Genomic DNA, 23242 nt, shown 5'->3' on the forward strand with positions numbered 1-23242 from the left:
ACTTAAATTGGCATTAAAGCACTAATTTTATCGAGAGAGTGACATGGCTACTTACTTAGACCAAACAAGAAGTGAACGAAATCGCAACTCATTATTACGCTGGTTAAAACAACAGAAAATTAAACGGGGCGACATTCCATTCCTCGGCATTTGCCTAGCCTCACTCATCTACTTCAGCATTCACGACCCGCTCTTAATTGCGACTTTAGGCTGCTCCAGCATTGTGTTTTTGAGTTTATGGCACATCACTAGAGCTATTCCCATTGTAGAGCGATACATTGGCTGCAAAATTCGCTTTTGGCACATTGCCACTGCCATTATCACCTCTACTGCACTTTGCTCCGTACTCGATTCCCCAGCTAACGCCCTCTTTCTCTCCGGCTTAGAAGAATTTATGCAAGAACTCGCAGAAGGAGCCTCTTCAGCAGGAGGCGAAGCTATTGATGCCGAAGTCATCGAACTGATTTTCAACTTAATTCGCGGAGCCTTTCTTTTGTTAGTAGCAGCCGCTTCTCTTTTCGCCTACAACCAAGCACAACAAGGTAATGACTGGAGACCAATTGTTACCCAAGTTGCCTTAGCCTTTGCCATTGTAATTGCCGTTGACGTAGTAACTTTTCTGTTCGTTGGCAATGGCGGAGGTGGAGGAGCTTAGGGAAGAAGGGGAAGGGAGAGTGGGAGAAGGGGAGAGTGGGGGAGTGGGAGAGGGGGAGAGTGGGAGAAGGGGAGATTAGAGGTGTGCAGTAAACAGCAAGCTATTTGAATTTTCAAGTCGATTGCAGTTGTTACATAATCCCTCATTTCTATTCAATTGGCTGAGTATTTCTATTCAATTGGCTGAGTATATGTTAGATGTTGAAGCCCTCTAGTTTGTATCGGGTTGTTGCGAGTTTTCAAACTTCTCCCCTTGTTCCGCTCTCCTCTTCTCCCACTCTCCCCCTCTCCCCCTCTTCCACTCTCCCCCACTCTCCCCCTCTCCCCCTCTCCCCCCCCTCCCCCACTCTCCCTCTCTTTCGTTCACCGACTCTTAGTATGGTTTTTTGACACTGGAAGGAGCCACATAGAAGGGTTATTAATCATGTTGACCAGTGTACCCAGTATTTGATTGTAATGTTGATACAGCTCTCTACCAACCTGAACATCCAAGTAATTGCATCTAACAGCGAATTCAATCCAGGTTTGAGTTTCAGCAGCTTCAGCTTCAGAATCACTTAATTTGGATACAAAAGCTCCTTCATAACGCCGTTTACGCCATGCCTCAGACAAATTGGCACAAACAGAACGCGAAGACCGACGAATTTGATCGGTCAATGAATATCGTTCCTCAACAGGAAACTTTTTAGAGAGTTCAAAAATCTGCATAGCCACATCTAATGCAAGTTGATACACTTCTAAATCTCGGTGGGATTGAATTGGTTTTCTGTTCATTTCAAACTCTAATTTCTTAACTCCACTTTCTATTATCCCCTCTCCCAATCACCCCCTCTCCCTCTCCCCCACTCTCCCCTCTCCCCCTCTCCCCCACTCTCCCTTCTCCCCCAATCACCCCCTCTCCCCCTCTCCCACTCTCCCACTCTCCCCCTCCTCTTTCCCTTCCCCTATTACCATGATCAAAGACCCAGATAAAGACTTTATTTCCGTCAACAAAATTCTCGGCAAACAAGCCAGCATCGGCATCATTCCAGCGGAACAGCTAATTCCCTGGATGCTAATCACTGTAATTTCCTACATCCTCACCAACGGCTTATTCAGCTTAGGAATGCCTTGGTTTTTCATCACTACTTTCTGGCTAATTGTAAGCTGGTGGCTCCTGACAGGTAACAAACCTCACCTTTTTGTAGACAGGTTTAGACCTCCGCCGGGGAACGAGTGGTACAACGGCAATCTTTTATACCTTTCTCCCGTTCCCCAACACCGACCAAACCCGATTCGCCACCGAATCAGCGATTCACAAGTCCGAGTCAAACTTAAACCCAAAGTTGCTCCCACTCAACAAGGAGGTAACAGCCGACTTATGCCCTTCCAAAACTACCAAAACCTCCTGTGTTTAGTCACTATCAAAAAGGATGGTCGAGAAGTTTCTGGTTACTTACTGAATGAAGGCAGTCAATACCAAATTGTATTCGGATTCGAGACGGCTGGCTTTCACAACATTCTGTACCGTCAGGAAGTAAACAACGCAGCTACTGCCTTAGAAGAAGGACTAAAAGACATTCCCCCAGGCGAAAAAATGACCTTTCATACCGGCTGCTACAGCAGCGATTGCCTTCGCCAGCAACAGTTAACTGAATTGGCTGACAACTGTCACCTCAAACCCATTTCTGTACTCGTTCGTAACGAACAGAAACGCATTCAAGAACTCAACTTAGCAGGCACCCGACAACTGTGGAACCAAACTATTTTCTGCACTTGGACATTCAACGCTCAATCTGGCTCCAAATCCAAGGACCCTCTGAGTAAATTCATCAATGGAATTATCAACACAGCCAATAGCATTGCTGCACAATTTACAGGCAACCAGCGCATCTACTCTGAACGCTTTTACAAACAACTGCTGCTCGATGCTTTCGAGCAAGGCTATATCCGGTGGGAACTCTTGCTAAACACCAAAATCGGACTGGAAATTCAACCCATGAATGCCCAAGCATTGTGGAGATGGTTGTGGCAAAAATTCAACTGCTCACCCGTACCCCCTATTCCCCAACTTCTCACCTTAAAAGAAACCGCGTCCGACTACAAACTAACCGAAACCCTCAACAGTCACAAACACGCCTGCACCATTTTAATTGAAGGTATGAGCGGCCGTTCGAGCTGCCCGGAACACAGAAAAGCTAGCTCACGCATTTTGCTTCCCGGCAGAAACGCAGAATGCGGCGTGCTAACAATGGAAGAGGGTCCCGGTGGCTGGCTCAATACCAGAGAGCAACTGCAATGGCTCTGGAAAATTATGAGCAACAGCCACGTCCGCGATACTGAAGCCGTTGTCGAAATTAGCGCCGCTCCCAACTTTATTATTCAAGACAACTTAGCAAGGCAAGCTAAACAATCTAAAAGTGCCAAAAAACGCGCTTTAGAAAAAGGTCAAGGTCGCGATGTAGGAGCAGAAGTCAAACAGGAAGAATCTTTTGAAGCCCAGAAAAAAATGTACAAAGGTGCAAGAGCAATTCACGCTGCTGTCACCTTCTTAGTCTACCGACCAACGCCGGAGCAACTAACACACGCTTGCCAAATGCTCTCCCACAGCTTCGGCTCTGCCAAGGTATTAAGAGAGCGCAACATTGCTTGGCAACTGTGGCTAGAAACTTTGCCAATTACTGTAAGCTGGCTGCTGCACAGCAGTTCGCTAATTAACGAACGCCGCCTCACCTTAGACACCGAAACTGTCCCCGGTATTTTGCCCTTAACTGCTGTAAGAGACATCGACTCAAAGGGAGTTGAATTCATCACCAAAGGTGGCAAACCCGTGTACGTTGACCTCATGCACAACCAAACCAGCCGCGCCGTTATAACAGGCGAGTCTGGTTCCGGTAAAAGTGTTTTGGGATGGCGATTTGCAGTCGATGCAATAGCCGCTAATATCCCAGTAGTCGGTATGGACATCTCAGCAGGAAGCGGCAGCACCTTTGAGACAGCAGTGAAACTGTTAGGCGACGACGGTGCGTACTACGACATCACCTCTGGCAGCTCGAATCTACTCGAAATACCCGATTTGAGGCGTTTTGACAGAGAAGAGCGATCGCGCCGACTAGACCAATGGAAAGAGTTTATCAGAAAAGCGCTGACTATTATCAGCATAGGCAAAGTCCGCGACCCAAAATTAGCGCAGCGAGTCGATGCCATTTTGCTGCTAACTCTGAAAAAATTTCTGGAAGACCCAGACATTATCGAGCGCTACAATACGGCATTTGAAAAAGGCTGGAAATCGACCGCGTGGCAAGAAATGCCAACCCTCACAAACCTCCTGAAATTCTGCACAAAAGAGCAACTAAACCTACAAAACTTTACCGACTTCGACCGCATTGCCATCAACCAAATTATCACTCAATGCAACGCATTACTAGCCTCACCTTTAGGGAAAGCAATTGGCAGACCGAGTACATTTTCACCCGAACCCGCTGTTAAGTTTTTTGCCCTTAGCGGTCTGGGCAACGAACAAGACCAGTATTTAATGGCCATTAACGCCCACGCTGCTTGCATCCGCAACGCACTTTCTCACCCTAAAAGCCTATTTATCGGAGACGAACTTTCGATTTTGTTTAAAAAAGATGGATTTGCTGAAGTAGTAGGCGAACTCTGTGCAGTGGGTAGAAAAAATGGCATTTCAGTGCTCTTGCTAGCCCAAGATATCGACAGTATTTGCGATTGTAGTGCGGGAACTATGATTATGCAAAACATGGTGTATCGAATTACCGGAAGATTGACATCAAACGGAGCCACTTCTTGGATAAAAAATTTGGGATATCCGGCTGAAATTATTAGCCAAAATGCCACAGAAGCTTTCCTTCCCCGAGCTGCCGACCTTTATTCCAATTGGCTAATTGAAAAAGGAGGTCGTTTCTGGCAAAGCCGATACTATCCAGGCGAAATGATATTAGCAAGTGTGGCTAACAATCAAGCTGAATTGATGGCCCGCGCCCGAGTGATGGCTCAATATCCCAATACGTTAAAAGGGCAATTGCTAGCACTCAAACAATTTGCCTCTGAATACGTACAAGCTGTTAAAGAAGGACGTTCATTAACCAATATTGGCAAGAATGCAGTCACTGATATCAATGGACACAAATTCCCTCAAGACCTTATTGCTAGCTAGACGGAGAAAAACCGATGAAATCACCGAAATTGCTTGTTAAACTTGCCCTCGGCATTCCTGCAATTTGGCTGAGCTTAATACTAAATTCTGTTGAAGCAAAAGCTCAAACCTCTGACAGCAATCCGACTGCAACACAGCTTCCCAGCTTAAACAATCCTAACAGCAGCACTTTCAACCGCTCCAACTTCACAGTTCCCAATCAACAAATAGAAAGCCAAATCCAACAATCAGCTAATAACTTCTTGAGCAACCCGCAAGAAATACGAGGTATAGAAAACACAATTAGCGGCATAACAGGCGAAATTTCAGATACCGTCTCCACCATCTCCGACAGCATCTCAGGCATCTGGGACAATTTGTTAAACAAAGTCGAAAAATTTAGCATTGAAATAGAATCAACCCTCTCTTCATTCCTGGGAGAACTGAAAGTTCCAGACCTAAAAGAAGCAGTTAAAAGCATAATGGACGGCAACACCTCCGAAAGCGAAGGGACAAAACTATCCGCTGTTTTAGAGAAGAGACCGCAAGATTCTTACAGCCTCAAAGAGAATACCGCAGAACTCGCAGAAAGAGAAAGTGCTGTAAGTGTTGCCAATAAAGCCACTCTCAGTAAAGAAGCTCAACAAAGGCAAGCTCAGATGAAAGAAGTTGTCCAACAAAACGTAGAGCTAACTAATCGCGAGAGCCAGAATTCAATGGAATTGGGTGCTGATTCAGAAGGTCAAGATGTCACCCAGAACATTATGAGAAATATATCTCAACAAAGTGCGATCGCAGCTAAGCAAGCAGCCTTATCAGCAGAAAATCAAAGTGCCTTAGTCATGCAGGGCCAGCAAGCTCAAATCGATCGCAGTTTTGCCAACATTCTCAACGCTCAACAAGCTGAAGAACTCAACGAAATTAACACAGCCCAGAGACGGCAAGATGCTGCGGCTGCTACAGCTTCTTCTACTCAAGCCGGACTGTTTCAAATGCCGGGAGGCATCACCCTGGGTGAATAAGGGGAGTGGGGAGTAGGGAGTGGGGAGTGGGGGAGGGGGTGAGGGGGGGAATGGGGTGAGAGGGTGAGGGGATAAGGGTTTCCTGTTTCCGCTTGTCCCACTTGTTCTCTCCCACTCTCCCAATCTCCCCCTCTCCCAATCTCCCCCTCTCCCAATCTCCCCCTCTCCCAATCTCCCCCTCTCCCAATCTCCCCCTCTCCCTCTTTCTCCCCCTCTCCCTCTTTCTCCCCCTCTCCCACTCTCCCCCTCTCCCACTCTCCCCTTCCCCCTCCCCTTCCAAAGATGCTGACACAACTAATCGCCCAAACTAGCACAGCAGGACAAGCCCTGGACACTCTCTCTGATGCCATAGAAGTCTCTCAAAAAACCGTCGAATCGTGGAATTTAGTTTGGTTTAACACCTTCAACACTCAAGAATCCTCTCTCTGGATTGCCTTAGTCAAACTAGGACTAATTCTGGCGGGAATATCTGTTACTTACCTCGCTGTCACCAGTGGCAAAGAAATCATCGAAAAACAGTCTTGGTCAGAGCTAGTAGCCATGTTTATCTGGCCACTCGTAATTGTAGTATTTCTCAGCAACAACGGTAAAGTCTTAGCTGAAAGTGTCAAATTCATCAAAGCTGTAGGCAGCACTCAAGTTCAAGAAATTATGAAGATTCAAGTCGGAGAAATGACCTTCAGAACTGCCCTGAGCGACGTTAACCTCACCAGTGCTGGCAAAGAAGAAATTGAAAAACTCTACAGCGAATGTCAGGGCAAAGTTGGATCAGCTTTAGTGGAATGTTGGAACAGCAAAAAACAGCCAGCTCAACAAATCCTTCAGGCAGCCGAACAGCAAAATGGAGGACCTCTCAAAAGCTTGCAGAGATTTGTCGAAAACTTAGGCAATGTTGCCAATCTTCAGGATATAGGAAATGGCGATTTTGCAGGACAAGTTTTTAGGTCTACTGTCTTGCCCATCATTCGCTTAATTCTTAGATCGGTACAGTGGGCATTTGTCAATATTTTAGAAGCAGCATTGTTGCTAACAGCTTTATTTGGACCTCTGGCAATGGGCTTGTCGCTGCTGCCGCTGCAAGGAAAACCTATCTGGGCTTGGTTAATAGGGTTTATGTCGTTATTTGGAGTGCAATTGGGGTACAACATCGTCGTTGGATTAGTCGCTGTAGTGATTGTCAAATCCGATGCAGAGTTAGTTACAGATATCGCCTTTTTATTCTTTTTAGCTGTGTTTTCTCCCATTCTTGCCGTGTTAATTGCCAAGGGTGGAGGAACTGCTTTGTACAGTGCGATCGCCAATAGCACCAAACAGCTTACAGATATTGCCAGTAACGCGATCGGCGTTATTGCTGGAAAACTGATCTAGGGGAAGGAAATTCCGATAGCTTTTTCTTCACCGAACCGAGTTGTTACTCACTACTCAAACCCAGTTTTCCAATCCATTTCCTCCCTATCTCCCTATTCTCTATCCCCCATCTCCCCATCCCTTCAATAATATGAAATTTCCACAATCACAACCCTTACTCCCTGAATCTAAAAACACCTTAGCCTTGTGCTTTGTCCTGCTAACAAGCTTTGTTTTCCTCCTGACAATTGCTGTTTTAGTAAATACAGTCAGTTTGAGAGCCTTATCTCAAAGAAAAGTTACCTTTGTCCAGTTAAAAGACGGAACCGCAGCACGAATTGCAGAACAAGATGAACTGTACAGAGAGCCGAAAATTATCCAAAATTTTGTATCCAGTTGGGTAAATTTAACCTGGGCTTGGTCAGGCAAAATTCCTGGCACAAATGACCCCGACCCCGGCATTAAAGTTAAAAAAGGCAGTGCCAAAGTTCCTACAACTGCTTGGATGGGCTCCTTGATGATGGAATCAGAGTTTGGTAAAGCTTCCCTGGTCGAACTTGCCCAACTCGTTCCCAACACCATCTATTCAGGAAAAACCCGCTCTGGAGTCTATATCTCTCACATGGGGGAACCGAGAGAAATAAAAAGAGGAGTTTGGGAAATAGATGTAATTGCTACTCGCGTCGTGCTGGAACAAGGCATTGGAGAAAGCCGAGAACAGTTTAATCGAACCTTCACCGTCAAAGGGGTAGAAATTCCCAAATCGCCTCTCAAAGAAAACGCTAATGAATTAGAGAAGACTATTCACTCTTTGAGAGCAGCCGGATTAGAAATTTCCCGAATTGTCGAATTCAAACCATAGAAGAGGAAAGAGACATGGAAAGGGGACGAACCGGCAACTGGGTAAATTTAAAAACCTACCGTAACAACTAAATAATTTAAACATTTAGTATGTTCCATCCCTTTGTTTGAAATCTTCTCTCTTTGCTTTTTTATGGACAGTTAAACACAACACATTCAACTCTAAAGCCATGACTAACAAAAGAAATGGATTAACCGAAAATCCAATTAATACCACTCCTGATAATAGTACCACTAGAGCCAATATGAATCATACAACTGCATCAAGTGAATATACCCCCAATAATGATGACGATAACATCAATTCCCCTATTTCCCCTTCTCCAAACCCTTCCCCTTCTGACGATGATATTGATGAAAACTTCATTGCTAACTTTGACCCCAATGCACCCCTAACACTTGAAACTCAATATCAACTCGCTCAAGATGAGGAAAGACCACTACCGCCACCTGTTTCCGAAAGAGGCGTTCCTAGAGCAGTGACAATGCTGCTGTTGACTGGTGGAATACTATTGCTAGGACTGCTGATTTGGCAATTTATCAAGCCTAAATCACCTCGCGAACCTATCGCACAATCAACACCAAAAGAAAGCTCTTCTGGCACCATTAAAGATGAAAAACCGGAGTTGCTGGCTAAATTAGCTTACCAAGACCAACAAAAACTGTTAGCCGAAAAACCGCAAAAAACCGCAAAACCCAAAACAGAACCGTCGCCCAAACCGTCAAGAGCTCCGCGAACTCCGCGAACTCCGCGTCTAGTCGCTACCCGGAGCGCTGCACCGCCACCTACTCCTCTACGCGAACCCGTACCCGCACCCAGAACAGTAGTGCGGACGGTAACAGTACCCGCACCCATACCTCAAAGAGTACCCTCAAGGACACCCGCACCGGCCCCCATACTCAAACCGTTAGTACCCCCACCTTTAATTCCAACTCCAACATCCGAAAAAATCGATCCGTTTGAGCGGTGGAACCAACTCGCCCAACTCGGACAAGTCAGGGGGAATTTTGACCCTAACCGAATAGCGAATGCCGCTTTTGCAACACCGAGCACTCCAGCGACAACAAGTGCTACCGCCGCCGCTCTGACAAAGCCAACTCCAACAACTGAATTCCTAACAGTCAATATCGGCAACCAAAAGTCGCAACCCTCATACGTTTCTTTCGAGCAAATCCCAGAAAAACTATATAGCCACCCAAATAACGCCAGCGGGGAAAGGCTACACCCGGAGTTTCCTTATGGAGGGGACAGCCTCGAAACCACCGACAACTCCCAAAACCCCACTAACCAATTAACTCCGGCTCCCCTTTCCCCCCAAACAAGTTCCGATTCTGCCGATAACCCAATCGAGACGGAGGCTCGACTGAACGCGCGTCCAACGTCCTTGCCCGCCGATACAGAATTTCAAACCCTTTCCCCAGAAGCTGCTCCAGAGGCTTCTGCCTTAACAAATTCCCCAACCGCAGAACAAGTAAACTCCCCTGGGGCAATGGGCATTCTCAACCGCACGCCCCAAACGGACTCAACCTCCCAAACATCTCAGGTTCCCCTTGGAACCACAGCCAACGGCGTAGTTTCGGTTCCCCTGTTGTGGGATGAAGGCTCAGGCAAACAACTTTACGACAAATTTGCCGTCACTCTCACAGCCGACTTCACGGCAACTGACGGCTCTATTGCTTTTCCAGCAGGCACGGTTGTCATTGCCAAAGCCAGCACCGTCAGCAAGACCAATCGCATGGTACAAGCTACTGCTGTGGCGCTCGTCTACTCTGATAGAAACGGTCAGATTAAACAGCAGGCCATTCCAGAAGGCGCAATTTTGATTGCAGGAGAGGGCGGGCGGCCACTGATTGCTTCAGGCTACTTTGACCCAGGTTCCGATATTGCCGGACAGGATATCCTCACCGCAGTGCTGTCGGGAGTTGGACGAGTCGGTCAAGTGTTCGCAGAGCCTAAAGTCAGGAGTTCTAGCAGTATCAACGGCCGGTTTGGGAGCAGTACAACCACAGTTGAAAGTCGCGACCCCCAAATTTGGTCAGCCGTCCTCGATGGCTTCTTCAGTCCCTTGGCAAAACGGATGGAAAGCCGCTCAGATAGAGCAACTGAAGAACTTTTAAAACGCCCCAATGTAGCTGTGGTTAACAAGGGAACCCCGGTTTCTATTACTGTTAACAGCTTTCTCAACATCCACCGATAACCGAGCCGTGGTGAGCGGGCGAGAGTAGCGTCCCTCCTCCTGACGGGTGTAGGTTTTTTGGTAAAAGCCTTATCCGATAAGAGTTTGAAATTTTCGTACCCAAGCCTAAAACCGTTGCACTGTCGCTTGTTTGCAAGGTTTTGCCGAAACCTACACCTGTCAGCGTCCCCCTTCTCCCCCTCTTCCTTGTTTCTACCGCCAACAGCTTTTTTACCATCCACAGATAACAATTATGAATACTATAATGGTCTTTCCAAAAATCAAAATTTTCAGTTCGTCAATCCTTGCGGCAGTGTTGGCTGCTGCGAGCTACCCGAACTATGCTTTTTCTCAATCAACAGCAACAGGCTATCAAACTGTAGGCCGAGATATTGCCGTCAATAGTGCGATCGATATTTTAGTCTATCCCGGTCGCGCGAGTGCGATCGACTTCAGCTCAACCGACGAAGCTCTCGCCTACGTTTTAATTGCCGACCCCTCAAAAATAGTTTTCAGCACCGATGCACAGTTGGCAAGCGGCCTTGCCAAAACTGTTTTCTTGCGTCCCATTCAACCGCTCAATTTTCCGGGAGCTACCACAGCTACCATCACTAACCTTTCAATCAAAACTGTAGATTCAAAAGGGAAACAGCGACTTTACAACTTTAACATCGTTCCTACCAACAAAGAACCAGAACACTTAGGAATTCGCATCGCTCCCCTCACCCCAAGAATGTCGCCGACAGAAAACGTTGATAGAGGTCGCGCCCCCTCCGCATCAGATGTTGAAAAAGGATTGCTAATTGCCATTCAAAAAGGCTATACAGCAGCCAACGACCCGGTAGTCTACAGCGTGCGACAATTTTTAGCGTTAGTAAAAAATCAGAATTTATCGGCGGCCGATGCTGCTGCACGAGCCGGAGTAGACTTGTCTGTGATTGTCGAGCTGAGCCTCATTGCACAAGAAGAATTGAACTACCCTGGAACAAGATTTCAACAGCGACAACCGCCAACAGCCCGAACTACTCGGCTTCTTAAAAGTCGCTCTGCTTTTTGATTGGAGCCGGAGCTGCGGGAATAGGTAACAGGAATGGGGAGTGGGGGAGAGTGGGAGAGTGGGAGAAGTTTGAAAACTTGCAACAACCCGATAAAAACTAGAGGGCTTCAACATCTAACATATACTCACCCAATTGAATAGAAATGAGGGATTATGTAACTGCAATCTACCTGAAAATTCAAACAGCTTGCTGTTTACTGCACACCTCTAATCTCCCACTCTCTCACTCTCTCCCTCTCCCTCTCTCCCTCTCTCCCCCTCTCCCTCTCTCCCTCTCTCCCCACTCCCTTTTTTCAACCAATGTTCCGCCCAAAAAGCTCTGTTCAAAAAAAGTCTGCCCTCCCGCTGCGCGTTGTGCTTACAGTCCCCAACGCTCTCCTAATTTCAACCTTACTAGCTCTAACGGGATGGCTTTCTTTTCAAACAGGGCGGCAGACAATGAATGACTTAGTTGCACAGCTATTGGGAGAAGTAACGAGCCGCATCTCTGGCCGCCTTGACAACTACTTAAAAGAAGGGGTTGCGGTTGGGGAAGGAGAAGGGACTTATAAGAAAATGCAAACTGGTTCGCTAAACCAACTTCTCCCAAGTCAAACAGCCGGAGTCACAATCAAACCAAATGGGGAAAGAAATGGGTCAGACTCTGCAAAAACAATATTCCGTCAACAAAAAACAAATTCTGCTTTTTCTACCCCAACCTCAAAATTCAACTTGCACGATTTCCACATCAGCCCTAACTGTCAAGCCTTTATCTTAGACCGTTCGGGACATTTAGTTGCTTGGAACGAGGTAACTGAACCAAAACCGTCTATTTCTGTTGACGGACTGCAGCGAGAAAGCGCCCAAGCTCTGCAACAGAAAGTAATCCAGCTTTCAACAGAGTATTTGCTTAAACATTATGGTAGCCTCGCTGCTATTAACAGCAGCCAAAATCTTAACTTTACTGCCAGCAACTCACTATACTGGCTGCAAGTCAGACCTTTTGAAAACTCGAAAGGCTTAAATTGGCTGATTGTGGCAGTTGTACCCGAAACCGACTTCACGAGCAAAGTTCAGAGCAACACCCGCAACACTATTTTGCTCGTGCTGCTGGCTTTGGTTCTTTCTATCTGCCTTTTGCTGTCCATTTCCCTAAGAATAGAACAACGGCTGCGGCGGTTAATTTCAGCAACAGAGGCGATAGCCGGCGGCGATTTCGACTCAACAGTTTCGGGTAGCGGCGTTGCGGAACTCGAAGCCCTAGCCTGTGCTTTTGAGCGCATGAATTCCCAGTTAAAAGCATCTCGCCAGCGGTTAGAAGAATATTCGGGCGATTTAAAGCGGCAAGTTGCACAGACAACAAAGGAACTAAAACAAGCTCTCATTGCAGCCGAAAGTGCCAATCGCGCTAAAAGTACCTTTCTGGCGAATATGAGCCACGAATTGAGAACGCCTCTGAATGCGATTATCGGCTTTGCCCATCTCCTTGTAAACTCTAAAAAAACTGCACCGGAACAGCAGTCGAGTTTAGATATTATCAATCGCAGCGGCGAGCATTTGTTGAAATTAATCAACGATATTTTGTCGCTGTCTAAGATTGAAGCTGGTCAAATTACCCTCGAATCAAATGCTTTTGACCTGTACAGTTTGCTCTCGGACATAGAACGGATGTTCCAACTCAAAACTCAGTCTAAAGGAGTGCAGCTTGTTTTTGAACTCCGGAAAGATGTACCGCAATACGTCCGAACTGATGAAAGCAAGCTGCGCCAAGTTTTGATTAATCTGTTGGGCAATGCTGTTAAATTTACTGAGACGGGTAGGGTGAAGCTGACTGTAAAATGCCTTCAGTCTATGGCCAAAAAACCGCTATCCAAGTTCTTTCTTCTGTTTTCTGTGAAGGATACAGGCCCTGGTATTGCCCCTGAAGAGATTAGCCGTTTGTTCAAGCCGTTCGTGCAAACTGAAACTGGTAGGAAATCGCAAACGGGAACGGGCTTGGGATTGCCAATCAGTAGCTCTTTCGTCAAGCTGATGGGTGGCGAGATTAAGGTCAAAAGTTCTGTGGGGAAAGGAACGGTTTTTAGTTTTCACATTAAAGTCAGTCATGCAACACAGAGCGAAATTTATGACAGACTGCCGCAAAAACGAGTGAAAGGGTTGGCATCCAACCAACAAATATATCGCATTCTGGTAGCGGACGATGAGTCGGCAAATCGGTTGCTGCTAACTCAGATATTGAAGTCGGCTGGCTTTCTTGTGTGGTTCGCGGATAACGGAATTGAGACTGTTAAATTGTGGCGAAAGTACAAGCCGCATTTAATTTGGATGGATTTGAGGATGCCTGTCCTAGACGGCTTTCAAGCTGCTCAAAAAATTAGAGCACGGCCGAACGGTTCTAACACTAAAATTATTGCTTTGAGCGCTAATGCTTTTGTTAAAACCCAGGAACTCGCCATGTCGAACGGCTTCGATGACTTTGTTGCCAAACCGTTCCGAGAGGCAGTAATTTTTGAGAAGATGGCGCTTCATTTGGGTGTTCGCTATATCTATGAAAAGGAGTCGCCGAGGAAGTCCGAGCAGGATGAGCCTGCCCAGCAACTGACTCCTGAGTCGCTGTCTGTCTTGCCGAGGGAGTCGATTGAGAAGCTTTATAAAGCAGCCGCTTGTGGAGACGAGCAAGCGGTAAGGCTGTTGATTGAGCGAATTCCCCTGTCGCAGAAGCCTCTTGCTGTGGCTCTGACTAAATTAGTTGACAATATGAGCTTAGATATTATCAGCGATTTGAGTCAGAATTGCATTTCGGCCGATTGTACTATCGCAAAATCCCAAGACTGCGATCAAAGTTAACTCGGTTTTTAGATTCGTACCTCATATATCAATATATGAAATTCAAACCTTAGTCTATCGCCAAATCCCAAGACTATTCTCAAAGTTAACTCGGTTTTGAGAATCGTACCTCATATATCGATATGTACGTCCCCCGAGTGCATGTCGGTAGATTAGGCGAGCTCACCATCCCAAGATTGCGATCAAAGTTAACTCTGTGTTTACAACCGTACCTCAGATATCGATATATGACGTTCGGCAGATTGTACGATCACCAAATCCCAAGACTGCGCTCGAAGTTAACTCGGTTTTTAGAGTTCGTACCTCAGATATTGATATATGACGTTCGGTGTTTCAGTAAGAGCGATCGAACTTAAATTCTTTTCAACAGTCTTCGCCCCTACTAAACTTGACGAGATTCTGCTCGACCGACTAAATATTAACTTGCTGTTTCAACGTGGGGCCCAACGGTGGTTTACCGTAATGCTCTCATATATCGATATCTGATGCCGACTCTCGATATATCATACTTAAATCATCTACTTAATTCAAAAGTATGCAAATTCGACTAGCAATCATCAGCAATGCTGGCGGCACTGGCAAAACCACACTTTCAGTTCACCTCGCCTACGAACTCGGGTTGAGGGGTTTGAAAGTAGCCATTATGGATCTCGACCCCCAAGGCTCCCTGACCCTTTTTTGCGGTCTAAATCCGCCAGAGCCAGAACACACACTGTCCGCCATAATGCGAGAAAGCTTCAATGGCTCTTGGCCTCTTACTCCTACCTGGAGTTCCCACACCAATAATGTAACCGTTTGTCAAGGCGGAATGACGCTGACACAAACAGCAGACGAGTTAGTTCTGCACAAGCGTGGCGCTTATCTTCTAGGCGATTGCCTGAGCGACTATCCAATGGATCACGACCTAATTATCTTCGACTGCCCCGCTACCCTCGGCCCCTTGCCCTTGATGGCACTAACTGCTTGCACTCATATAATAGTGCCCGTACAGCTCGAACCAAAATCAATTCAAGGAGCAGCTCACCTGCTGGAGTGGTACTACCACCATTGCAAACAATTACGCCTCAAGCCGCAACCAGAAATCTTAGGGTTTGTACCCAACCAATACGATACGAAACGAGCCGTCCACCGACAACTTTTAGAGTCCTTGCCAGCCCAGCTAGAGCAGATGAATATCCGCGTTTTTCCACCTATTCGGGACAGTGCAGAATTTGTCAATGCCAGCGGTCAAGGGTTGCCATTACACCTTTATCGCCCGCTTCACCCAGCTTTAGGGGACTTCAAAGAAATTGTTAAGCACCTAGCTACTTTAATGGGAAATGAAGTTGCCCCGGCTGTTGCCAAAAAAGGAAAAAAAAAGAAATAGTATTTGATTCACAGTCACAACTTGCGCCGGCGAAAACGAATCCTTCGTTTATTGCTTTCGCCATGAACTCACTTTCTCCAATCCAAATCTAAAATCTAAAATCTAAAATCTAAAATCGCCATGGCCGCCCGTAAAGCTCCCGACTTGGGAAATTATTTTTCATCCGCCAAGCAGTCAATGCACCTCTCTGAAGCTGAATCCGAGATTCAGGAACTCAAAGCAGAAATTGAAGAACTGCGAAAATCGGGTTCAACGGAATTGGAATCTCAATTGACTGCACTGCGAGAACAACTAGAATCCGCCAGCGGTATCCTCTCCATTTCACTAGACCAAATTCAGCCTAATCCTGAACAACCCAGACAGACATTTTTGCCGGAAAGTATCGAGTCCATGTCCCGCTCCCTCGCTAGTGACGGACAACTGCAACCCATTATCTTGATTCAACGGGGAGAACTCGTGATATTCGATGGAGAGCGGCGCTGGCGCAGCGCTAAAAATCTGGGCTGGGAAACTTTACAAGCTGTGATCGTTCCAGAACCCGCGGCTTTGCACCGCAAAGCACTGCTGACTTCCCTGCACCGTGAAGACCTCAATCCCCTCGATAAAGCAGAAGCTATTGTGCGGGAGTTGTCTGAAAATACGGGTTTGGAAGCTGCAACTATCCCCCGCATTCTCTCGACAGTGGTGCGACGCTTGAACGCGCAAAAACGGATGAACTTGGTTTCCGAGTTGGTGACGGTGGCACCTGACGAGCAGCAACAGGGTTGGGCCGCTTTGGGTTTGGATGAACAAGAGTTGGCCGTTTTGCGGACACTGTTGGATTTGCAGCTCAATCCCGCTTCTATCGATGCCAACATTTTCCCGATGCTGTCTTTGGCTGATGACCTTAAGACTGCTATCAGGCAATTAGGACTTAAAGGGGTTCATGCAATGGCTCTTTCTAAACTCTCTGCTAAAAATTTAGTCTTGCCAGAGGAAGAAGCGCAGCCGATTAGAGTTCAAGCAACCGATCGAGTTATTGCCGAGAAATTGTCGGTGACTCAAACTCGTAAATTGGTGCAAGAAATTATCAATTCTAATCTGGATGATTTCCCAGGGGCAGCCCGCCAATTCAAGCAGGTTAAGTTGGCAGCCGGGAATTTGAAAAAGCTCTCACCTCAAGTGTTGGAGCAAGCTGAAGTTGACCAACTTGTGGAGTTGCAGGAGGTTTTGCGCCAAAAGCTGGCGGAAATTGAGGCGGTTTTGAAACAAAATGGTGGGGAATAATACCAATTTCATAAATTTCTGCTACAGAGGCAGTTCTAACTCCTCCCCTCGAATGGGGGAGTTGAGGGGGTAGATATTTAGCGATATTTTATGAATTTGGTATAACAACAAAGTTTCGATGGGGCTGTCTGCTGAAATCGATCGACTGTTTCTACCCATCGTTTTTATCGATCGCCTTCGATCTGATTAGCTGCCAGACAATCTATAATAAACGAATTGCATTGTGGAGGTAGTTATCCATGAGGCAATGCAAGCTTGTGAGTCAGTTTTTGAATTTTTTGATAAGTTGTTCTGTCTGACGGTAATTTCGATCGCAAAACAGCTTTTTGTTGGTTGTAGCAAGCACCGATCGCCTTGAGGAGTTTACCATTAATAGTCGGCGGGTTAAATCTTGCTTGATTCGATATATGTGGCAACCTGAAAACACATTGTCCTTATGAGAGACCGCGATCGCATCCAACAATACGCTCTCAAACTAGGTAGAGAAGGTAAACTCCTATCTTCAATATTAGTGAATATTGCTACCCGATTGCATCATGTTTTGAAAACAATTATATCTCAAAACAGTGGAATAAAACACTTACCGTATCGCGATTTAAAAATCACCCCACAATTATTAGGAACTATTGAAAAAACATTCGAGAAATACTTTATATCTGATTTTCTGGAAAAGAATGCAGAGTGGATACTGAATCAATTAGATATCTGCGAGCGAGGAGAAAACCTATCGGATATTCTGCCTGGAACGATCGCTTTTCACCCTGACGCATCCTTACCCAAATCCGAATCCCGGACAGAATCTCAGATAATTAGTGCGTGTGGATATCATGCTGCCGATGAATTACTACAACAAATAAATATACAAAATCTATCAGCAGCTCAGTTGGCAAAAATCTTAGAACTTGCACCCCTTCCAATTCCAGTAACCGAACCCCCATTATTCAAGAATAAATCTGTAGAAGCTGTTCCAACAGCAGCTCTGATGGCTTCCAGTCTCCGCGCGCAGATCCGACCTGATTTGTGGTATGAAGCTGCCAGCAGTATTGCTGTTTTTCAACATGAAGCAAAGGGTAACTCAAACAATTATATCGAGCATTACATTTCCAGCCCAGGTGACATTACCCTGCTGCCTTGGAACGAAGCCCAGCAAATCATTGATAAGTTTGGGTTTACCAGCGCAAAATTGCACATTATTTTTGCAGCTCACACCATGAAACAAGAGACTCCTTGGCACAGCAGCTTTACACTAAAAGCCAGCGATATTGTTAAGGAAATGGGATGGGATAAAAATCACAAAAAAACTAAAATAGAAAAACTGCTAGAGATTGCTAATACAGCATTTGCCCTTGATTGTTTGTTGGTCAAAGCTGTTTGGATTGAGGGAATGAACAAGAAAGGGCAAATTATAGCTAGTGCTCCTGTAGGGAGAATGTGGAATGTCTACATCAAACCCCAAGGTCAGTTAAATTTTGAAGGTAAGATAGACAACCCCCATGAAATCTACATCACAGTCCAACCCGGATTGTGGACTCAGGATTTTTTGAACCGAGCTGGAGCCAAGTCGAGAGAAGCGTTATATCAGTTTGGCTATCTTTCCCAGCAAGTGCTGAGAATCGATCCGTACCATAACGAATTTGCCTTAAGACTAGCAATTCATGTCACCATAGAAAGCCGATTTCACGCCAGTGGTGAATACCGAGTTTTAACGCTACTAAAAGCGATTTTACCATCTCCACAAATTGACTCAGCTCGCAGCGATAATCGCAAAGCCTACAAATTAAAGCAGAGCTGGGATAGTGCCTTAAAACTATTAATGAATCTGGAGTGGCAAATAGAATTTGACCCGGAAACTTATCCAGATAAACTTCAGCCTGAGAACAAAGAAAGAAACCCAAAAGGCTACCTGGAATGCTGGCTGGCGGCCAAAATTACCATCCTTCAGCCAGAACCCATCCCACTTTTAATCTCAAAGAAGACCCAACCCAAACAATTAAAGCGCGCTTCGGCAAAACCACTCTCGATAGCAGGTGCTTCCGTGCGAAAAGCCCGTGAAGGTAAGGGGTGGACTCAGAGAAAATTAGCTGGTTGGTTGGGGGTTTCACAGTCGCTGATTGCTCAGATAGAGCGTGGTCAGCGGACTGTCAGCCCGGAAATAGAGACTAAATTGCTCGCTCTATTGGATATCGCTGAGTGAAGTCGATCGCATTTGAGATTGGAGATTTTAGATCGATGGGGGTTTGAAACTTGTCGGCTGTTGAATTCAGTTTTGGGGCGCGGTACTCGTACCAAACTGACTCGTCGCCTCACTGGTCGCTGCTTCGGAAAACTTATACCATTTCTCCAAAATAATGCAACAGTAGTTTGTACCGCTCGAATCTAATTGTATTGGGTACTCGACCCGCATTGTAGCAGCATTTTAGAGAAATTGTATTACCCAAAGCTGCTCATAGATTGGGTTAGTGTTTTTTATCCTACGATCGTGACTTCAAGCAGATAAAAAACTTTGACCTTGGGCTGTGTCGATTTTAGCCACGTTGGAGAATTTTGATGTTACCCAGCAAAAGCCTTACTAATCAACAGCAAGCAAAAATTCTCTACGCCCGAGCAATAAAAAATTGGTTATTCAAGTTGTTATTCAATTTGAGCGATCGCAGCGACAGAGCCTGGGGCTGGCTGCGTATGGCGGGTGTCATGACTTTCTTAACGTAACCTCAGTCCAGACTTTACCGGGCTGTATCTTTACTGATTTGAGCTGGTTGTCCAGTTTTGTCCAGTATCTCGCGGATAGCTATGCAGGCAAACGCATTCAAATACTCCTATTTTCAGAATTAGCGAGATCCAGCGATCCTAAAGGGCTAGTTGCCGTAATCAAGCCGACAGCAGCCGTGTAATCACAAAAAAAAATTTAAAAATCAAGCTCAAACCCAGACAATGTAAGGGTTTAAGCTTGATTACAAAAACATCCACATCCCAGGACAATCTTATCCACATCCCAGGATAATCTCATCCACATCCCGGGATTATGATTTTTTGAAACTCTTGCTGTATCTGAGTTTCAGCTTTTGATTACAACTCTTATAAGTCTGATAAGACTGATCCGCCACCACATCCCGCGACGATCGACCTGGCAGGATGGAAAAAATAATCGCACGGGCTCGACGATCGATCGCCAATGCAGCGCGATGGAGCGCATCTCGCCTTCCTGCTGCAAGCACGAGCGGATACCCCGCGACCAAATCCGACCAAATCCATAACAACCCCTCTCGCACGCTTCTAGTAGCTACCACAGCCGCTAAAAGTGACACGCTCATTTTTACCGCGAACAAAAAATGGTTGCAGATACAACTACCTGGCACAAACCACCACTCACCAGATATGCCTCAATTTACGAAGCCCTGGCCGACGTACTCGAAGGCGCTACCCCCAGCGCCATCAAACTCGCCCTCTACCTGTACAGAACCTGCATCGGCGGCAAACCAGAGGAAATCGACATCTATGACATCCCCTTGGGCGAAAAACGAGCCACAAGAGTCCGCAATGGCAAGCCCTACAGCCCCAACACCAGGCGGACAGCCCTCAGACAGCTCGAAAAACTCGGTTTGGTCAAAATCCTGAAAAACTACGGACGCGGCATTTTTCGCATAGCAGTGCAGCACCTGGGCGACGTTCGCCCCTTCACTCATACCCACTCAAAATTCCAAAAACTGAGCAACTCATCAAAAAATCAACGTCAACAGTCAAAAATTGAGCAAATAGAGGGTTCAAACCCTGATGGCGCCGTACTCTTTACAGAGGATAAGAAAGGACAGCAAAGCACTGAAAATGTTGCTGCTGTTTTTTTAAGTTTTTTTGAAGAAAGAGAAAATTTAGCCAAGACAAATGTAAAACCAAAAAATGTAGAACCAAAACCTGCTACTCAAATCCAGACCAAAGACAGTCAGTCAAATAAAAATTCACAACAAAGACTAAAAATTCTAACTGAGGATAAATATTCCGCCCCAACCGCTGAATATCTGAATACTAATTCAGATAAAATTCAAGCGATCGATGATGCGACAATACCTTGCAGTTCAGAACAAACAGGTTTAACCTCTGAACCCCCGCAAAAACTACCCACAAAACTCGACAGCCTCGACCATCAAAGAATCTCTGGCGCCGAACCAACAATAACCAACAAAGCTGTCCGGTTAAATCTCGAAACATCTTCGTTCGTTAATCCTCAAGTCGCTAAAATTGTCGAAACAGTTGTAATTGCCAATTCCAAAGCAACTGAAATTGCCGAAGTGGTTGCAATTGCCAATTATGAAGCGATTGCAATTGCCAACCCTGATGTAACTGAAATTGCCGAAGCGGTTGCGATTGCTAACTCCGAAGCAACTGAAATTGTCAAAGTGGTTGCAATTGCCAATTCCGAAGCGGTTGCAATTTCCAATCCTGATGTAACTAAAATTATCGAAGCGGTTGCAATTGTCAATTCCGAAACGACTAAAATTGCCGAAGTAGTTGCGATTGCTAACTCTGAAGCGGTTGCAATTACAAACCCCGATGCGACTCAGATTGTCGAGATAGTTATGCAAGCCACAGGAGGGATGAATCCCGAATTGAGAGTTTGCGTCCTCCAGTACAACTTAGAAGAAATTCAAGCAGCCATAAACCTGCTGCAAATCAGAAGCCAAACAAAGCAAATATCTAACCCTTCAGGATGGATTGTTGACTGTTTGCGCGGTCGTTGGTGGGGAAAAACTAATGGTTTTCCAAACTCGAACCCAACAAATGTTGTTTCGTCTCCAGCTTCAGCAGGCTCTTCTCCAACTCCAAAAAATTCTCCTTCTGCACAGACAACAAGAATAACTGAGGATTATATTGACCCTCAGTATATGCCATTAACAACTCATCGAAAGTTATCCGAACAGTTCCAAGAACTAGGCGAAGAAGCTTTCGCAGCGCTAGGTATTCAGCAGCAAATTTACTTGCAGTGGATACAGCGATTTCCTCAGCAAGCAAAACAAATTGTGAACAAATTGTCTACTACTTAGCTATTTAGCTTAGCTGTGAAAACAGTGATCGTCCAACCCATTTAGACAGCTTTTCATCTTTTAGACAACTTTTCGCACAGTTGAATTAGCAACAAGCTCAAAGGAGAATACCAGACATGGCAGTCAGTTTAGTTGACAAAATTATTCCGAGCAATATTGATGCAGAGGAAGCAATTTTAGGCGGAATTCTGATCGACCCAATCGCGATTAACCGAGTCGCAAATATTCTGCGTCCCGAAGCGTTAGCAATTACAGTCCACCAACACATTTATCGGGCCGCTTTAGCGCTGCACTCTAAGGAGCAGCCCACAGATTTGATGAACGTCACCACCTTCCTCGACGACCACAACCTGCTGGAAGTAGTAGGGGGTCAAACCAAACTGGTAATGCTGGTAGACCGAACTGTTTCAGCCGTCAACATCGACCAATATGCCTTGCTAGTCGTAGACAAGTTTGTCCGGCGCGAACTCATCAAAGTTGGTAATGACCTCGTGCAGCTTGGCTACGAGACTTCCACCGAATTGGATGCGATACTAAATAAAGCCGAGGAAAAGATTTTTGCCCTCAATAAGTACAAAGAAGAGCGGCAAAAAGCTATTCGGCCTCTCTCGGAATACTGCGGGGAGCTTTGGCGATATCTAGATGAAATTGAGGAAGAGCGCTTGGAGACTGCTAACTACTTTCCTGGAATCAGCACAGGGTTTTACGACCTCGACGACCTATTGGGAGGCGGATTTTACCGAGGTGAATTGATTGTTATAGGAGGTCGTCCGGGCAGTGGCAAAACAGCTTTGGCTTGTGCCCTTGGCTACAACATTGCTTGCCTTCCCACGAACGGTCGAGTTTTGATGTTTTCGATGGAAATGCCAGGTCGGGACTTGGCAGCGCGACTAATGGCACTTGAGAGTGGGGTGTCGGTGAAAGATATCAGGAAAGTTAACCTAGCTGGTAAGTACGAAGTGCTAGCTTCGGCTTTGGGGAAAGTTAGCGATGCTGATTTTTGGATAGACGAAAGTTTGGAACCGTCTCCCTTGGAGATTCGTTCCAGAGTTAGGGAGTTTGTTTGTGAGCGCGGCCCATTGGGTTTGGTAATTGTTGATTACTTGCAATTGATGGTGAATTCGGCGGATGAAAATGTTGTCAATAAAATTAGCGAAATTACGCGGCAGATGAAGATTTTGGCTCGCGAGGTTGACGCGCCGGTTGTGCTGCTTTCTCAGCTCAATCGGGGGGTAGAGACTCGCACGAACAAGCGTCCGAGTTTATCGGATTTGCGTGGTTCAGGTGGAATTGAACAGGATGCGGATGTTGTGCTTGGAGTTTACAGGGACGATTATTACAATCCTGATTCTCCTGATGGGGGAACGGCTGAAATTATTGGATTGAAAGGACGGAATAGCGGAACGGGAACGGTTAAGTTGCTGTTTGATGCTGAATGCTGTCGGTTTCGGAATATCTATAAACTCCGGTAATATTAAAGGACAGGAAAATATTG

Annotated in this window: 17 protein-coding genes; 14 read left to right on the plus strand and 3 right to left on the minus strand. The window is 45.9% G+C overall.

The window, feature by feature from the left end:
- Window positions 1–43: 43 nt before the first annotated feature.
- Complete coding sequence (locus tag QUA77_RS08595) at window positions 44–655, plus strand: hypothetical protein (protein ID WP_333449851.1); 612 nt, start codon at window positions 44–46, stop codon at window positions 653–655.
- 362 nt (window positions 656–1017) lie between these two features.
- Here the strand turns inward: QUA77_RS08595 and QUA77_RS08600 are convergent, their stop codons facing one another.
- Window positions 1018–1428, minus strand: coding sequence for a four helix bundle protein (locus QUA77_RS08600; protein WP_333449852.1), 411 nt, complete (start codon window positions 1426–1428; stop codon window positions 1018–1020).
- Between the two features lie 178 nt (window positions 1429–1606).
- On the opposite strand from QUA77_RS08600, the gene QUA77_RS08605 reads away from it, so the two are divergent.
- From QUA77_RS08605 to QUA77_RS08645, 9 genes are all read left to right on the plus strand, one after another.
- On the plus strand, window positions 1607–4810 hold the full coding sequence (locus QUA77_RS08605; RefSeq protein WP_333449853.1) for a hypothetical protein: 3204 nt from the start codon (window positions 1607–1609) through the stop codon (window positions 4808–4810).
- Window positions 4811–4824: 14 nt separating this feature from the next.
- A complete protein-coding gene (locus QUA77_RS08610; RefSeq protein ID WP_333449854.1) occupies window positions 4825–5811 on the plus strand; it encodes a hypothetical protein in 987 nt (328 codons plus the stop codon).
- Between the two features lie 282 nt (window positions 5812–6093).
- The gene (locus tag QUA77_RS08615; protein ID WP_333449855.1) at window positions 6094–7179 is read left to right on the plus strand and encodes a hypothetical protein; all 1086 of its coding nucleotides are present in this window, start codon (window positions 6094–6096) and stop codon (window positions 7177–7179) included.
- A 130-nt stretch (window positions 7180–7309) separates the two neighbouring features.
- Window positions 7310–8020, plus strand: a complete 711-nt coding sequence (locus QUA77_RS08620) for a hypothetical protein (RefSeq protein ID WP_333449856.1) — start codon at window positions 7310–7312, stop codon at window positions 8018–8020.
- A gap of 169 nt (window positions 8021–8189) precedes the next feature.
- Window positions 8190–10217 carry a hypothetical protein gene (locus QUA77_RS08625; protein WP_333449857.1) on the plus strand — a complete coding sequence of 676 codons (2028 nt, stop codon included), beginning with the start codon at window positions 8190–8192 and terminating at the stop codon, window positions 10215–10217.
- 232 nt (window positions 10218–10449) lie between these two features.
- Window positions 10450–11253 carry a hypothetical protein gene (locus QUA77_RS08630; RefSeq protein ID WP_333449858.1) on the plus strand — a complete coding sequence of 268 codons (804 nt, stop codon included), beginning with the start codon at window positions 10450–10452 and terminating at the stop codon, window positions 11251–11253.
- Window positions 11254–11691: 438 nt separating this feature from the next.
- Complete coding sequence (locus QUA77_RS08635) at window positions 11692–14079, plus strand: ATP-binding protein (RefSeq protein ID WP_333449859.1); 2388 nt, start codon at window positions 11692–11694, stop codon at window positions 14077–14079.
- 535 nt (window positions 14080–14614) lie between these two features.
- On the plus strand, window positions 14615–15445 hold the full coding sequence (locus QUA77_RS08640) for a ParA family protein (RefSeq protein WP_333449860.1): 831 nt from the start codon (window positions 14615–14617) through the stop codon (window positions 15443–15445).
- Between the two features lie 120 nt (window positions 15446–15565).
- Window positions 15566–16711, plus strand: coding sequence for a ParB/RepB/Spo0J family partition protein (locus QUA77_RS08645; RefSeq protein WP_333180750.1), 1146 nt, complete (start codon window positions 15566–15568; stop codon window positions 16709–16711).
- A gap of 233 nt (window positions 16712–16944) precedes the next feature.
- Here QUA77_RS08645 and QUA77_RS08650 read toward each other — a convergent pair whose 3' ends face one another.
- Window positions 16945–17127: a hypothetical protein gene (locus tag QUA77_RS08650; protein WP_333033763.1), complete on the minus strand. Its 183-nt coding sequence runs from the start codon at window positions 17125–17127 to the stop codon at window positions 16945–16947.
- Between the two features lie 20 nt (window positions 17128–17147).
- Between QUA77_RS08650 and QUA77_RS08655 the strand changes: the two genes are divergently transcribed.
- A complete protein-coding gene (locus QUA77_RS08655; RefSeq protein ID WP_333380049.1) occupies window positions 17148–18905 on the plus strand; it encodes a helix-turn-helix domain-containing protein in 1758 nt (585 codons plus the stop codon).
- Window positions 18906–19326: 421 nt separating this feature from the next.
- The gene (locus tag QUA77_RS08660) at window positions 19327–19602 is read left to right on the plus strand and encodes a hypothetical protein (protein ID WP_333449861.1); all 276 of its coding nucleotides are present in this window, start codon (window positions 19327–19329) and stop codon (window positions 19600–19602) included.
- Window positions 19603–19731: 129 nt separating this feature from the next.
- Here QUA77_RS08660 and QUA77_RS08665 read toward each other — a convergent pair whose 3' ends face one another.
- Window positions 19732–20022 carry a hypothetical protein gene (locus QUA77_RS08665; protein WP_333449862.1) on the minus strand — a complete coding sequence of 97 codons (291 nt, stop codon included), beginning with the start codon at window positions 20020–20022 and terminating at the stop codon, window positions 19732–19734.
- Window positions 20023–20040: 18 nt separating this feature from the next.
- On the opposite strand from QUA77_RS08665, the gene QUA77_RS08670 reads away from it, so the two are divergent.
- Window positions 20041–21747 carry a hypothetical protein gene (locus QUA77_RS08670; RefSeq protein WP_333449863.1) on the plus strand — a complete coding sequence of 569 codons (1707 nt, stop codon included), beginning with the start codon at window positions 20041–20043 and terminating at the stop codon, window positions 21745–21747.
- Between the two features lie 116 nt (window positions 21748–21863).
- Window positions 21864–23219, plus strand: coding sequence for a replicative DNA helicase (gene dnaB / locus QUA77_RS08675; protein ID WP_333449864.1), 1356 nt, complete (start codon window positions 21864–21866; stop codon window positions 23217–23219).
- Window positions 23220–23242: the final 23 nt, after the last annotated feature.

The sequence above is a fragment of the Microcoleus sp. K5-D4 genome, from assembly GCF_036704575.1.
Lineage (GTDB): Bacteria > Cyanobacteriota > Cyanobacteriia > Cyanobacteriales > Microcoleaceae > Microcoleus.

What these genes read in the sequence shown, in the direction of transcription:
- QUA77_RS08595 (WP_333449851.1), top strand. Translation starts at nt 44, where the DNA reads ATGGCTACTTACTTAGACCAAACAAGAAGTGAACGAAATCGCAACTCA.
- QUA77_RS08600 (WP_333449852.1), bottom strand. Translation starts at nt 1,428, where the DNA reads ATGAACAGAAAACCAATTCAATCCCACCGAGATTTAGAAGTGTATCAA.
- QUA77_RS08605 (WP_333449853.1), top strand. Translation starts at nt 1,607, where the DNA reads ATGATCAAAGACCCAGATAAAGACTTTATTTCCGTCAACAAAATTCTC.
- QUA77_RS08610 (WP_333449854.1), top strand. Translation starts at nt 4,825, where the DNA reads ATGAAATCACCGAAATTGCTTGTTAAACTTGCCCTCGGCATTCCTGCA.
- QUA77_RS08615 (WP_333449855.1), top strand. Translation starts at nt 6,094, where the DNA reads ATGCTGACACAACTAATCGCCCAAACTAGCACAGCAGGACAAGCCCTG.
- QUA77_RS08620 (WP_333449856.1), top strand. Translation starts at nt 7,310, where the DNA reads ATGAAATTTCCACAATCACAACCCTTACTCCCTGAATCTAAAAACACC.
- QUA77_RS08625 (WP_333449857.1), top strand. Translation starts at nt 8,190, where the DNA reads ATGACTAACAAAAGAAATGGATTAACCGAAAATCCAATTAATACCACT.
- QUA77_RS08630 (WP_333449858.1), top strand. Translation starts at nt 10,450, where the DNA reads ATGAATACTATAATGGTCTTTCCAAAAATCAAAATTTTCAGTTCGTCA.
- QUA77_RS08635 (WP_333449859.1), top strand. Translation starts at nt 11,692, where the DNA reads ATGAATGACTTAGTTGCACAGCTATTGGGAGAAGTAACGAGCCGCATC.
- QUA77_RS08640 (WP_333449860.1), top strand. Translation starts at nt 14,615, where the DNA reads ATGCAAATTCGACTAGCAATCATCAGCAATGCTGGCGGCACTGGCAAA.
- QUA77_RS08645 (WP_333180750.1), top strand. Translation starts at nt 15,566, where the DNA reads ATGGCCGCCCGTAAAGCTCCCGACTTGGGAAATTATTTTTCATCCGCC.
- QUA77_RS08655 (WP_333380049.1), top strand. Translation starts at nt 17,148, where the DNA reads ATGAGAGACCGCGATCGCATCCAACAATACGCTCTCAAACTAGGTAGA.
- QUA77_RS08665 (WP_333449862.1), bottom strand. Translation starts at nt 20,022, where the DNA reads ATGAGCGTGTCACTTTTAGCGGCTGTGGTAGCTACTAGAAGCGTGCGA.
- QUA77_RS08670 (WP_333449863.1), top strand. Translation starts at nt 20,041, where the DNA reads ATGGTTGCAGATACAACTACCTGGCACAAACCACCACTCACCAGATAT.
- dnaB (WP_333449864.1), top strand. Translation starts at nt 21,864, where the DNA reads ATGGCAGTCAGTTTAGTTGACAAAATTATTCCGAGCAATATTGATGCA.